This is a genomic window from Microbacterium sp. MYb45, from assembly GCF_002979655.1.
Lineage (GTDB): Bacteria > Actinomycetota > Actinomycetes > Actinomycetales > Microbacteriaceae > Microbacterium.
The window spans coordinates 714,699-727,976 of the sequence record NZ_PCPG01000001.1 but is presented as its reverse complement, the minus strand read 5'-3'; the positions used below and the strand labels follow the sequence as shown (position 1 = coordinate 727,976).

Sequence of the window (13,278 nt, the reverse complement as noted above, 5' to 3'; positions counted from 1 at the left end):
TCAGCGCGAGGTGAAAGAAAGGAACGCGGCGATCAGGCCCGCGAGAACCAGGATGCCGATCGCGACACCGTGGACGACCCGACCGGCGACGAGCATCGGGAGGTCACGTCCGTCGTAGGACGCGGGATTGAACATCAAGCGCCGTGCACCGTGGCTCCAGCGGATGCGGAAACCGATGCCGCGGAGCGCCTGCGATGGGGCGGCGAAGGTCTGGCCACGCGCTTCGCGCGATGCCTTCCACGTCGCCTGTACCGCGTACCAGGCGATGACGAAGAACGGCATCACCAGGGATGTTGCCCACGCGATGAGCGCGACGCCGATCAGGAGTCCCGCCCCCGAACCGAGCGAGCGGTACAGGAACACGCCGAGGGCGGCGAGCCCCACTGCCGCGGGAACGAGCAGCAGACCCCAGCCCCAGCCGGGATGGAGTTCGACCGGCTGAGGGCGAGTGATCACTTCGTCTTCGGGCCAGGTCATCGCAGTCCCCTCCGGTCATCGCGTCCGCAGGCCCGGGACACGAGGTCGATCTGAGGCTGTGCGAGTGATTCAGCGGTCTCGACCGCGATTCGTGTGCCGGCGGTGGGACTCGAACCCACACGCCCTTTCGGACAAAGCATTTTGAGTGCTCCGCGTCTGCCATTCCGCCACGCCGGCTCGTGTGTCGCGTCTACGACTTTAGCGCAGGGTCGGGGCGCGATCCTCCGCCGCGAGCACCTACAGCCCGCGCACGGACCTCTCCACTAGGATGGTTCTGTGACAGAGCAAGAAGAGCAGGCCGAGCAGCCCACGTCATCCGCCCCGCGACGCGTCGTCGTCGCCGAGGATGAGTCGCTGATCCGCCTCGACATCGTCGAGATCCTCCGCGACAACGGCTTCGATGTCGTCGGTGAAGCCGGTGACGGCGAGACCGCGGTCGCGCTCGCGACCGAGCTGCGCCCCGACCTCGTCATCATGGACGTGAAGATGCCTCAGCTCGACGGCATCAGCGCCGCCGAGAAGCTGCACAAGGGCAACATCGCGCCGGTCGTCCTCCTCACGGCGTTCAGCCAGAAGGAGCTCGTCGAGCGGGCCAGCGAAGCAGGCGCCCTCGCCTACGTCGTGAAGCCGTTCACGCCGAACGACCTGCTGCCCGCGATCGAGATCGCCCTCGCCCGCCACGAGCAGATCATCACGCTCGAGGCCGAGGTCGCCGACATGGTCGAGCGCTTCGAGACCCGCAAGCTCGTCGACCGCGCCAAGGGCCTGCTCAACGAGAAGATGGGCCTGAGCGAGCCTGAGGCGTTCCGCTGGATCCAGAAGGCGTCCATGGACCGTCGTCTGACCATGCAGGACGTCGCCAAGGCGATCATCGAGCAGCTCGCCCCCAAGAAGTAGCGGTGAGCGCCGGAGTCCTCCGGCTCGATGGCGAGCACATCCTGCGGCCCGTCCGTATCGGTGACGGTGCAGCGCTCTCGAGGGCGTATCTGTCGAACCGGGAGCACCTCGCACCGTGGGAGCCGACTCGTGGCGAGTCCTTCTTCACGATCGACTCCCAGGAGCGCCACGCTCAGGAGTGCGTCACCGACGCCGCGTCCGGCCGTAGCATCCGTTTCGTGATCGAGTCGGACGACGGTGAGATCCGTGGACGGATGAACATCAACAACATCGTCCGTGGCGCGTTCTGGAGCGCCGACCTCGGCTATTGGGTCGACGCCGCGAGGCAGCACCGCGGACTCGCGACCCGCGCGGTGTCACAGATCCTGGAGTACTCGCGCATGGAGCTGCGCCTCCACCGGATGCAGGCCGCGACACTGCTGCACAACATCGGATCCCAGCGTGTGCTGCTCGGAAACGGTTTCGAGCGCATCGGACTGGCTCCGAAGTACCTCCGCATCGCGGGGGAGTGGCAGGATCACGTACTGTTCCAGCGACTGCTGGAGGAGCCGCTCAGCGCTCGGCGGGAACGTCCTTGATCATGTTGGTGATGCGGATCGTCGAGCAGCGTCGACCCTGATCGTCGGTCACCACGATCTCGTGCACGGTGATGCTCCGGCCCAGGTGCACGGGCGTGCACACGCCGGTCACGACTCCGGAAGTGGCCGAGCGCGTGTGGGTGGCGTTGATGTCGACGCCGACCGCGAGCCGCCCGACGCCGGCGTGGAGGTTCGCGGCCATCGAGCCGAGCGATTCTCCGAGCACCACGTACGCGCCGCCGTGCATGAGCCCGACCGGCTGCGTGTTGCCCTCGACGGGCATCGTCGCCACGCAGCGTTCGACGCTGAACTCGACGAACTCCATGCCCATCTTCTCGGCCAGAGCACCCATCCCGCGGGCCGTGGCCCAGTCGAGTCCTTCGCTCGTCGCGACGTCGCTCATGCATCCTCCTCAGCGGGTGTCTGTCGTCCTCGTTAGGCTGACAGGGTGACGGACTCCGCAAAGCCTACCCTCATGGTCGTCGACGGCCATTCGCTCGCCTATCGTGCCTTCTTCGCCCTTCCGGTCGAGAACTTCACGACCAAGGACAACCAGCACACGAACGGGATCTACGGGTTCCTGTCGATGCTGGTGAACCTCATCAAAGCCGAGCAGCCGACGCACCTGGCCATCGCCTTCGACACCTCGCGGCACTCGTTCCGCACCGATGAGTATCCGGAGTACAAGGCCACGCGCTCCGAGTCGCCGCAGGAGTTCAAAGGACAGATCCCGCTCCTGCAGGACTGCCTCGCCGCCATGTCGATCCCGGTTCTGACGAAAGAGGGGATCGAGGCCGACGACATACTCGCGACGCTCGCGTCCCAGGGCGCGGAACAGGGCTACGACGTGCTGGTCGTCTCGGGCGACCGCGACACCATCCAGCTCGTCAACGACGATGTCACGCTGCTCTACCCCTCGGTGCAGGGCGTCTCCCAGCTCAAGCGGTATGACCCGACGACTGTCCAGGAGCGTTACGGGGTCCGGCCCGAGCAGTACCCCGACATCGCGGCACTGGTCGGCGAGACCAGCGACAACCTTCCCGGTGTGCCGAAGGTCGGCGAGAAGACTGCGGTCAAGTGGCTCACGCAGTTCGGCTCGCTCGACGAGCTGATCGCACGGGCCGATGAGATCAAGGGCGTGGTCGGCGGCAACCTCCGCGATCACATCGAAGACGTGCGTCGCAATCGCAAGCTCAACCGTCTGCTCACCGACGTCGAGCTTCCGGTCGGACCTGCTGATCTCGAGGTCGCCCCGATCGACGCACAGGCGGTGCGCGACATCTTCGCGCGTCTGGAGTTCCGCACCCTCCTGCCGCGGGTGTTCGAGGCCGTCGGCGCCGGCGAAGTCGCCGATGATCCTGCCTCCGTCGTCGTCCTCCCTGCGCCGGTCGACGTCGCGCCCGCCGATCTCGCGGCCTGGGCCGCAGCGCAGGACGGCGATGTCTCCCTTCGCGTCACCACCCAGGGCGGCGTCCCGGTGCGCATCGGTGCGGCCACGCTGACCGATCTGCGCGAGGCCGACTGGACGGACACCGCTGCCGAAGCCCTGCGCGAGTGGATCGAATCCGACGCGCCGAAGGTGCTCCACGATGCGAAGCCGCAGGTCAAGGCGCTGATCCGTCAGGGCCTCCGCCTCCGCGGCCTTTCGTACGACACGAGTCTCGCCGGCTGGCTGCTGCGCCCCAGCTTCCCGGACAAGACCCTCGCCGACCTGGTCGAGCGATACCTGGGCGAGAAGCTGCCCGAAGCAGACCCGTCCCAGCTCGTGCCCGAGACCGAGGGTGCGACGCCCTCGCAGGAGGCCTGGTTCGCCCTGCGCGTCGCCGATGCGCTGCGGGAAGACATCCCGGAGTCGGTCGGCACGGTCCTCGTCGACATCGAGCTGCCGACGCTGCTCACCCTCGCCGACATGGAGGTCGCCGGCGTGGCGGTCTCCCACGAAGTGCTCTCGACCTTCTCCGGCGAGCTCGCCACGCGCGCCGAGGGGCTCGCGCAGGAGGCGTTCTCCGTCGTCGGGCGCGAGTTCAATCTCGGCTCACCCAAGCAGCTGCAGGAGGTCCTGTTCGAAGACCTCCAGCTCCCGAAGACCCGCAAGACGAAGACGGGTTATTCGACGGATGCCGCCGTGCTCGCCGACCTGCAGGAGAGCCATCCGCACCCTTTTCTGAGCCTGCTGCTGCAGCACCGCGAAGCGACCAAGCTGCGTCAGATCATCGAATCGCTCGACACGGCGATCGGCGATGACCACCGCGTCCATACCACCTACGTGCAGACCGGAAGTCAGACCGGGCGGCTCTCCAGTACCGACCCCAACCTGCAGAACATCCCGGTGCGCACGGAGGAATCCCGCCGCATCCGCAGTGCGTTCGAGGTCGGAGAGGGCTACGAGGCTCTCCTCACCGCCGACTACTCGCAGATCGAGATGCGCATCATGGCGCACCTCTCGGGCGACGAGGGGCTGATCGAGGCTTTCAACAGCGGGGAAGACCTGCACCGTTTCGTGGGCGCACGGGTGTTCGGCGTCGATCCGAGCGATGTGACGCCCGCCATGCGCACCAAGGTCAAGGCGATGTCGTACGGCTTGGTCTACGGACTCTCGGCGTTCGGGCTGTCCAAGCAGCTGCGCATCGAGCAGTCCGAGGCCAAGCAGCTCATGGTCGAGTACTTCGCCCGTTTCGGAGCAGTGCGCGACTATCTGCGTGCGTCGGTCATGAAGGCCAAGGAAGTCGGCTACACCGAGACGATCTTCGGTCGTCGCCGTCCGTTCCCCGACCTCGCGAGCCCGAACCGGGTGCTGCGGGAGAACGCCGAGCGCGCGGCGCTCAACGCGCCGATCCAGGGCAGCGCGGCCGACATCATGAAGATCGCGCTGCTGCACATCCACGACGATCTGCGGTCCGAACAGCTCTCCTCGCGGGTGCTGCTGCAGATCCACGATGAGCTCGTGGTCGAGGTCGCTCCGGGGGAGTGGGATGCCACCGAGCGCATCGTCCGCGCGCGCATGGGAGATGCGGCCGAGCTGACCGTGCCGCTCGACGTGCAGGTCGGCCGTGGTCGCGACTGGAACGAAGCCGCGCACTGACCTCCGGCGGTGGAAGGGGGGCGGGGATTAGGCTGGCAGTTATGACTTCAGCTCCTCGCACCCCCTCCGCCATCGACGCCGTCGCCGATGAATGGGTCGACAAGATCGCGGTTCTGGCGCCCACTCTCGGCACCTACATCGGCCGCGACGAGGTGAACGATCGTTTCGGCGATCTGAGCCCGGCCGGCCATGAGGAGATCGCCGCGGCGACCCGATCGACCCTCGACAAGCTGTCTGCTCTCACGCCCGTCGACGCGATCGACGAGGTCACCAAGACCGATCTCAGCGCGGAGCTCCGCCTGGACCTCGAGCTTCACGACGCCAAGTGGCATCTGCGCGACCTCAACGTCATCGCCTCCGCGGCGCAGGACGTGCGCTCGGTGTTCGACCTGATGCCGACGTCGACAGTCGAGGACTGGGACGTCGTCGCGACGCGCCTGGCCGCCGTCCCCGGCGCTCTCCGCGGCTACGTCGAGACGCTTCGCACCGGCATCGCCGAGGGCGTCATGCCCGCACGTCGTCAGGTGGTCGAAGTCGCCACCCAGATCGACCGCTATACCGCCGATGACGGGTTCTTCGCCGCCTTCGTGGCGGAAGCCGACCCGGACGAAGGTCAGCTTCCCGCCTCCCTGGCTCGTACGCTCGCCGACAATTCCGCCGCCGCACGGGTCGCCTACGACGAGCTGCGTCGATTCCTGGCGGAGGAGCTCGCCCCGGCCGCCGGCGACGTCGATGCCGTGGGGCGTGAGCTGTACGCGCTCAACTCCCGCCGGTTCCTCGGCGCGACGATCGATCTCGACGAGACGTACGAGTGGGGCCGTGAGGAGCTCGCGCGCATGGTGGCGGAGCAGACCGCGATCGCGAACGAGATCCTTCCCGGAGCCTCGGTCGAAGAGGCCGTTGCTCATCTCGAGGCCGATCCCACCCGCAAGCTCGTCGGCACGGAAGCGCTGCAGAAGTGGATGCAGGAGACCAGCGACCGTGCGGTCGCGGAACTCGGCGCCTCGCACTTCGACATCCCGGAGGCTATCCGCACACTGGAGTGCATGATCGCCCCGACGCAGGAGGGTGGGATCTACTACACCGGCCCGACGGACGACTTCTCCCGTCCCGGTCGCATGTGGTGGTCCGTTCCCGAGGGTGTCACGGAGTTCGACACCTGGCGCGAACTCACCACCGTCTTCCACGAGGGTGTGCCCGGCCATCACCTCCAGATCGCGCAGGCGGTTTACAACCGTGCCGAGCTCAACTCCTGGCGCCGTCTGCTCGCCGGTACCTCGGGCCACGCCGAGGGGTGGGCCCTTTACGCCGAGCGTCTGATGGAGCAGCTCGGCTACCTCGACGACCCGGCCGACCGTCTCGGAATGCTCGATGGGCAGCGGATGCGGGCGGCGCGGGTCGTCCTCGACATCGGTGTGCACCTCGGCAAGCCGCGCCTCGACGGTACCGGTGTGTGGGACGCGGACTACGCGCTCGACTTCATGCGCCACAACGTGAACATGTCTGATCAGTTCGTGCAGTTCGAGGTCAACCGGTACCTCGGCTGGCCGGGGCAGGCGCCTTCATACAAGGTGGGACAGCGCATCTGGGAGCAGGTCCGCGACGGCGTCCGTGCCGCCGAGGGCGACGCGTTCTCGTTCAAGGACTTCCACAAGAGGGCGCTCGACATCGGCGGCGTCGGCCTCGACACCCTGCGCACGGCGCTGCTGCCACGCTGACGGGAATGCGGCCCGACCTTCAGGTGTTCATTCACATGAATAGGAAGGCATGACATGGGCATCGAATTCGGGCTGGACACCTTCGGCGACATCACGAGGGATGCGGGCGGAGAGCTCCTCACCGGGGCGCAGACGATCCGCAACATCGTGGCGCAGGCGGAACTCGCCGACACCGTCGGTGTGGACTTCTTCGGAGTGGGGGAGCACCACCGCACCGAGTTCGCCGTTTCTGCGCCGGAGATGGTGCTCGCCGCCATCGCCGCGCGCACCGAGCACATCCGACTCGGCACCGCTGTCACCGTGCTGTCGTCTGACGATCCGGTGCGCGTGTTCGAGCGGTTCTCGACACTCGATGCACTCTCGAACGGGCGGGCCGAGGTCGTCCTGGGACGCGGCTCCTTCATCGAGTCCTTCCCGCTGTTCGGCTACGACCTGCGCGACTACGACGCACTGTTCGAGCAGAAGCTCGAACTCTTCGTCGAGCTGCTGAAGGAGGAACCGGTCACCTGGTCCGGCACGATGCGCGCCTCCCTCGAGAACGCGAACGTGTTCCCGAAGACCGAGAACGGCCTGCGCACCTGGGTCGGCGTCGGCGGCAGCCCGGAATCGGTCGTGCGGGTCGCGCGCCACGGTCTCGGACTGATGCTGGCGATCATCGGCGGCCCTGCGCACCGGTTCAAGCCGTTCGTCGACCTCTATCACCGTTCGGTCGCCTCGTTCGGGACGACATCGCGCCCGATCTCCGTGCACTCTCCAGGACACATCGGTGAGACCGACGCCGAGGCCTGGGATGCCGCGTATTCCGGCTTCGAGGCGATGAACAACACCATCGGACGCGAGCGCGGATGGCCCGCGTACAGTCGCGCGCGATTCCAGAACGATGTCGGATCGGAGGGCGCGATCTACGCGGGTTCCCCCGATCGCGTCGCGGCGAAGATCGCCGACACAGTCACCACTCTCGGTCTGGGCCGCTTCGACCTGAAATACGCCACCGGTACCCTTTCGCACGAGTCGATGATGCGCAGCATCGAGCTCTACGGCACCGAGGTGATCCCGCGGGTCCGCAGGATCCTCGCCGACCGCGACTGAGCGTCATCCGAGGCGGGACGGGGTTGGCGCGGCTCTACGATGAGGAGCATGGCCAACACCGCCCTGCCGAGCCGCGCGTCGCTCGCTGAGCGCCTGGACGTCCTCCCGTTCACGCGTCGTCACTTCCGCCTGCTGACCGGATCCGGCCTCGGGTGGGCGCTGGATGCGATGGATGTCGGGCTCATCTCGTTCATCCTCGCGGCGCTCACCCAGCAGTGGGATCTCAGCAAGAGCGATGCCGGCTGGATAGCGTCCATCGGTTTCGTCGGTATGGCCATAGGCGCCACCCTCGGCGGACTCCTCGCCGATCGCTTCGGACGACGGCAGGTGTTCGCGCTCACGTTGCTCGTCTACGGCGTCGCGACGGGAGCGAGCGCACTGGTCAGCGGACTCGCTGCGCTTCTCGTCCTGCGGTTCCTGGTCGGTCTGGGCCTCGGCGCCGAGCTCCCCGTCGCCTCGACCTACGTGAGCGAGTTCGCTCCCGCACGGATTCGTGGTCGGTTGATCGTCGTGCTGGAGGCCTTCTGGGCACTCGGATGGACCGCCGCGGCGGTTATCGGTTTCCTCGTCATCCCGGCCTCCGACGACGGGTGGCGATGGGCCTTCGCGCTCGGCGCGATTCCCGCGGTGTACGCGCTCTTCGTCCGGTGGCGGATGCCCGAATCCCCGCGCTGGCTCGCCTCGCGGGGCCGCATCGCGGAGGCGGACCGCATCGTGTCGGCGTTCGAGGCGGATGCCGGTGTCGTCTCGGCACCGGCCATCCGGAAAGAGCCGCCCTCTCGGGCGATCGCGATCACGGCGCGCGCACGCCTCGCAACGCTGTGGAATCCGGAGTTCCGGCTACGGACGCTGTGCCTGTGGCTGGTCTGGCTCGGGGTCAACTTCGCCTACTACGGCGCGTTCATCTGGATTCCGAGCATCCTCGTGGACGCGGGTTTCGACCTCGTCAAGTCCTTCGGCTTCACCCTCATCATCACGCTCGCCCAGCTCCCCGGATATGCCGTCGCCGCCTGGCTGATCGAGGTCTGGGGGAGACGTCTGACCCTCTCGGTCTTCCTGGTGGGTTCAGCTGTTTCGGCCGTGATCTTCGGCACGGCCTCCACCGAGGGAGCGATCATCGGCGCGGGAATGGCGCTGTCCTTCTTCAACCTCGGCGCCTGGGGAGCGCTCTACGCGGTGACGCCCGAGATCTACCCCACGTCTCTGCGGGGGACCGGGGCGGGATGGGCGGCCGGGATCGGTCGAATCGCCTCGATCGTGGCGCCGCTGTCCGTCCCCGTCATCCTTCTCGCCGGGGGAGCGCCCCTGCTGTTCGCGGTGTTCGGCGTGTGCTTCCTCGGCGCAGCCGCCGCCGCCTGGGGCTTGGTCGACCGCGGCGGACAGGCTCTCGACGACCGCTGACGACGCGGGCGCACCGCCGCGAAGCGACCGCCGTGTCGTCGGGCCGCAATAGGCTGGGACGATGGCAGATGTGCGCTTCGTGGCTATCGGCGACTCGTTCACAGAGGGCGTCGGCGACGTTCTCCCGAACGGGCAGGAGCGCGGCTGGGCCGATCTCGCGGCGCAGGGGTGGGCGGACGCCGCCGGGCACCCGATCCACTACGCGAATCTCGCCATCCGCGGCAAGCTGGCCTGGCCGATCGTCGAGCAGCAGCTCGAACCCGCGCTGGCTCTGCGACCCACTCACCTTTCGTTCAACGGCGGTGGCAACGACATGCTGCGCCCTCGTACCGATGTCGAACACATCGCGGATGCGTTCAGCCGGGTGCTGCGCCGGTGCGACGAGGAGGGCGTGACGATGATCCTCCTCTCCGGCGCGAACCCCAGCGGGCAGCTTCCGATGGGGTCGCTGGTGCAGCGTAGGGGGGATCTGCTCTCCGAGGCGGTGATACGTCGGATCGAAGAACGTCCCGACGTCATCCGAGCGCTCAACTGGCCGGACCGGGAACTCTCCCGGGGCGCGTACTGGGCCGATGATCGTCTGCACATGAACGCGGCCGGACATCACCGCGTGGCCGCCCGGGTGCTCCACGCGCTGGGCTTCGAGCCTCCGGAGACCTGGTGGGCGCCGAGCGATCGCCTGGGAGCCGGTCCCTCCGGTCTCGCGTACTACCGAGAGTTCGTCGGTCCGTGGGTGCGGCGTCGCGTGACACGTACGTCATCCGGAGACGGCCGTGCCGCGAAGTATCCCACCTGGGTCGAACGGATTCCCGCGTGAGACCCGCCTGGCTACGGCGGATAGGGCCGTGAGCGACCTCGAACTGGCTCGCATCCACGCGGGCGTCGTGACCTTGACCGATGCACGTCGTAAAGAGCAGCGTGTGGTCGAGCTCGAGCCGTTCGAGATCGGGATCTATCCGGTCACGGAGGAACAGCTCGCCGACGTTCTCGACGTCCCCATGCGCCATCCGCGGCGCCCCGCATCCGATCTCTCGTGGCTGCGAGCCGTGCACTTCTGCAATGCCGCGTCCGAGTGGGAAGGCCTCGACCGGGTGTACCTGTTCGACGGCGAGGATGTGAGCTGGGACACCACCGCAGACGGCTACCGCCTGCCGACCGAAGCGGAGTGGGAGTTCGCGTGCCGCGCCGGCTCTGCGGGTCCGCACTACGCGCCCCTCGCCGACGCCGCGTGGACGAGTGCGGACGGCGTGCCCACTCCGCAGGACGTCGGCGGCAAGCTCCCGAACCTGAACGGTCTCTTCGACACGCTCGGCAATGTCTGGGAATGGTGCTGGGACCTGCTGGATCCTGCCCGTTACGACGACTATCGCGTGTTCCGTGGCGGAGGGTTCGCCGACGACGCGTGGAGCGTTCGCGCGTCGGTGCGTCGTGGGGGAGCGCCGCGCATGCATCACGAGGACGTGGGTCTCCGGCTTGCGCGGGGAGCCTTCGACATTCCGGGGGAGGCCCAGGGGTGGTCGGCCCAGGGAGACCGGGAACGAGCCGTGCAGGACGGCCCCTTGCCTTCCGGGTGGACGCCACGCAGGCAGTGAGCCGCGCCGCCGGGCGATTTCTGCAGAGGACGCAACGACGGTGCGGTGATCGCCCGTTTGGTCGGTCGTCCCACGAGTGAAAAGCTGGACGCATGGCATCCGCGTACTCGCTCATCGTCTCTCAGGGTCGCGTCGCCGACCGTACCGACGGCGCCCTCATCGGTGCTCATCGAGTCGGCGAGGCGGTGTCGTCGTTGCTCGGTCTCGTCCCTCAGATCGTCGGAACGCCGACGGCGAGCACGGAAGACGATTGGTCCGTCGCGCTCCCGCAAGCGGAAGAGACACTGACCGGACTGCGCGATGCGCTGCGGAGTGCCCTCAGCGCAGGAGCGACACCGCTGCTCATCACCAACACCTGCGCGGCGAGTCTCGGCACGCTTCCGACGGTCGCCGAGCACCATCCCGACGCGATGCTGCTGTGGATCGACGCGCACGGCGACTTCAACACCCCGGAAACGACGGGGTCCGGTTACCTGGGCGGAATGGTTCTCGCGGCGGCATGCGGGCTGTGGGACAGCGGCCACGGATCAGGGCTCGATCCGAGGCAGGTCGTCGTTGTCGGCGGACGCGACATCGACCCGGCCGAGGGCGAGCTGCTCGCCGGCGCGGGCGTGACGGTGCTCGCCCCCTCCGAGAGCACACCGGAGCGGGTGCTGGAGCTCGTCTCCGGTCGGCCCGTGTGGATCCACGTCGACTGGGACGTGCTCGAACCGGGGTACATCCCGGCCGCGTACCGCGTCGGAGGTGGTCTGCTGCCGCACCAGATCGCGGCGATCTTCGCCGCTCTGTCATCGGGCTCCGTCCGAGGCGTCGAGCTCGCGGAGTTCGAAGCAGGCGACACAGAGGTTCCCGAACGCGTGAGCGTCGAGCTGATCGTCGAGACGCTGCAGCACCTGCTCCGCTGAGTCCCCAGCACGACGCCACCCCCGCCGGCGAGTCAGCCCTGCCCTGCGTCATCTGCGTCACCATGTAACGCTTCGGATCATCCGGCACGGCGAAGCCGTACGGGGCGTAGAGCCCGCGTGCGGTGGACGTCGTGAGAAACGGCGCTCAGCGACGACGCTCAGGGTCGAGGCCCATCCGGATCCGCGTCCGCTTGCGCTCGACGAGGATGAAGGTCGTACCGATGATCCAGAGGGGGATCGGCATGAGGAAGGCGAGGCGGAACGCCTCGAGCGTGTATGTCTCGGGCGTACCCGCGCCCTGAAGGTCGAGAGCGAGTCCGATCAGGAAGATCGCGATGAGAGCGGCGATGAACCCGCCGGCGTTGGTGACGCCGGTGGCGGTGCTCAACCGATGGCTCGGGTTGTGGGTGCGGGCATGATCAAACGCGATCATGGACGCGGGCCCACCGGTTGCCAGCGCGACGGCGAGAACGTAGAGCAGCCAGATGGGAGCGGTGTCGGGCAGCGCGATGACAGCGATCCAGGCGGCCATCTGCACACCGACCGCGGGAAGCACGAGCGCGAGCGAGCGGTGATTGGGCAATCGACGGGAGAGATCTCCGATGATGGGCCCGAGAAGCATGCCGGAAACGACATATACAGAGATGATCCCCGCAGCATGTGCGGCATCGAGGCCTTCGGCCGCTGTGAGGAACGGCATTCCCCACAGCAGGACGAACGCGGTACCCGCGAACGGCGTGGTGAAATGCGACCAGAAGGCGAGGCGGGTTCCCGGGTGAGCCCACGCCGCGCGGATGCCGACGCCCGTGTCGATCGCGGAGGTGACGACGCGGATCACGCCCGTGTCGGTGTTCACGGTGACGTCGGCGCCGCGCTCGGCCGGGTGATTGCGGATGACGAGCGCCACGAGGATCGTGAACAGCACTCCGAGCCCGGCGATGCTGCCGAACGTGATGCTCCATGTCGTCGCATGCAGCAGTGCAGCGAGGGGGACCAGGGCGATCAGCTGACCGGTCTGCCCGATGATCCCGGTGAACTGCACCATGATCGGACCCCGCTGCGCGGGAAACCAGGTCGCGACGAGTCGTAGCACCGCAGGGAAGATGGCCGCGTCGCCGGCACCGAGCAGAACCCGCGCGAAGATCGCGATACCGATGCTGGGGGAGAGGGCCATGGTGAGCTGCCCCGCCGCCATCAGCAGCATGCCGATCGTCATGATCGGGCGAGAACCGAAGCGGTCGAGCAGGACCCCGATCGGAATCTGCATCCCTCCGTAGACCGCGAGCTGCACGACGGCGAACAGTGCGAGTGTCGACGCATCCGCGTCGAAGCGGTCAGCGGCCTCCACTCCGACGGCACCGAGCGACGTGCGGTTCGTGATGGAAAGCACATAGGCCGCGACACCGACGGACCAGATGATCCATGCGCGAACTCCTGGTGTGGACACGGGGGAGTGGGGGACCTGCGGCACGTATCAACGCTACTCCTGCGACGGCGGCGCCCCGTCCGTGGTCGATGTCGGAGGTGGCGACTAGCGTG

At 67.6% G+C, this 13,278-nt stretch carries 12 protein-coding genes and 1 tRNA gene; 9 read left to right on the top strand and 4 right to left on the bottom strand.

What is annotated here, in order from left to right:
• Positions 1-477, bottom strand: coding sequence for a hypothetical protein (locus CQ034_RS03485; RefSeq protein WP_105709939.1), 477 nt, complete (start codon positions 475-477; stop codon positions 1-3).
• Positions 478-571: 94 nt separating this feature from the next.
• Positions 572-654, bottom strand: a tRNA-Leu gene (locus CQ034_RS03480).
• A gap of 99 nt (positions 655-753) precedes the next feature.
• On the opposite strand from CQ034_RS03480, the gene CQ034_RS03475 reads away from it, so the two are divergent.
• Positions 754-1,374 (top strand): ANTAR domain-containing response regulator, encoded by a 621-nt coding sequence (locus tag CQ034_RS03475; protein WP_017830602.1) that lies wholly within the window; start codon positions 754-756, stop codon positions 1,372-1,374.
• 2 nt (positions 1,375-1,376) lie between these two features.
• Positions 1,377-1,952, top strand: a complete 576-nt coding sequence (locus CQ034_RS03470) for a GNAT family N-acetyltransferase (RefSeq protein ID WP_029273872.1) — start codon at positions 1,377-1,379, stop codon at positions 1,950-1,952.
• Here the strand turns inward: CQ034_RS03470 and CQ034_RS03465 are convergent.
• Entirely contained in the window at positions 1,927-2,355 is a 429-nt protein-coding gene (locus CQ034_RS03465) for a hotdog fold thioesterase (RefSeq protein ID WP_105709938.1), read from the bottom strand. The two genes, CQ034_RS03470 and CQ034_RS03465, sit on opposite strands and share 26 nt — an antisense overlap.
• Before the next feature lie 45 nt (positions 2,356-2,400).
• On the opposite strand from CQ034_RS03465, the gene polA reads away from it, so the two are divergent.
• The 7 genes from polA (at position 2,401) to CQ034_RS03430 (ending at position 11,739) form a co-directional block, all read left to right on the top strand.
• Positions 2,401-5,034, top strand: a complete 2,634-nt coding sequence (polA, locus tag CQ034_RS03460) for a DNA polymerase I (RefSeq protein WP_181156198.1) — start codon at positions 2,401-2,403, stop codon at positions 5,032-5,034.
• A gap of 41 nt (positions 5,035-5,075) precedes the next feature.
• Positions 5,076-6,752 carry a DUF885 domain-containing protein gene (locus CQ034_RS03455; RefSeq protein WP_105709936.1) on the top strand — a complete coding sequence of 559 codons (1,677 nt, stop codon included), beginning with the start codon at positions 5,076-5,078 and terminating at the stop codon, positions 6,750-6,752.
• Positions 6,753-6,806: 54 nt separating this feature from the next.
• Complete coding sequence (locus CQ034_RS03450) at positions 6,807-7,841, top strand: LLM class flavin-dependent oxidoreductase (RefSeq protein WP_105709935.1); 1,035 nt, start codon at positions 6,807-6,809, stop codon at positions 7,839-7,841.
• Between the two features lie 48 nt (positions 7,842-7,889).
• Positions 7,890-9,242: an MFS transporter gene (locus tag CQ034_RS03445; protein ID WP_105709934.1), complete on the top strand. Its 1,353-nt coding sequence runs from the start codon at positions 7,890-7,892 to the stop codon at positions 9,240-9,242.
• A 61-nt stretch (positions 9,243-9,303) separates the two neighbouring features.
• Entirely contained in the window at positions 9,304-10,059 is a 756-nt protein-coding gene (locus CQ034_RS03440) for an SGNH/GDSL hydrolase family protein (protein WP_181156197.1), read from the top strand.
• Between the two features lie 28 nt (positions 10,060-10,087).
• Entirely contained in the window at positions 10,088-10,834 is a 747-nt protein-coding gene (locus tag CQ034_RS03435) for an SUMF1/EgtB/PvdO family nonheme iron enzyme (protein WP_105709932.1), read from the top strand.
• Between the two features lie 92 nt (positions 10,835-10,926).
• On the top strand, positions 10,927-11,739 hold the full coding sequence (locus CQ034_RS03430) for an arginase family protein (RefSeq protein WP_029263385.1): 813 nt from the start codon (positions 10,927-10,929) through the stop codon (positions 11,737-11,739).
• A gap of 145 nt (positions 11,740-11,884) precedes the next feature.
• Here the strand turns inward: CQ034_RS03430 and CQ034_RS03425 are convergent, their stop codons facing one another.
• Complete coding sequence (locus CQ034_RS03425) at positions 11,885-13,210, bottom strand: nitrate/nitrite transporter (RefSeq protein WP_029263386.1); 1,326 nt, start codon at positions 13,208-13,210, stop codon at positions 11,885-11,887.
• Positions 13,211-13,278 lie beyond the last annotated feature (68 nt).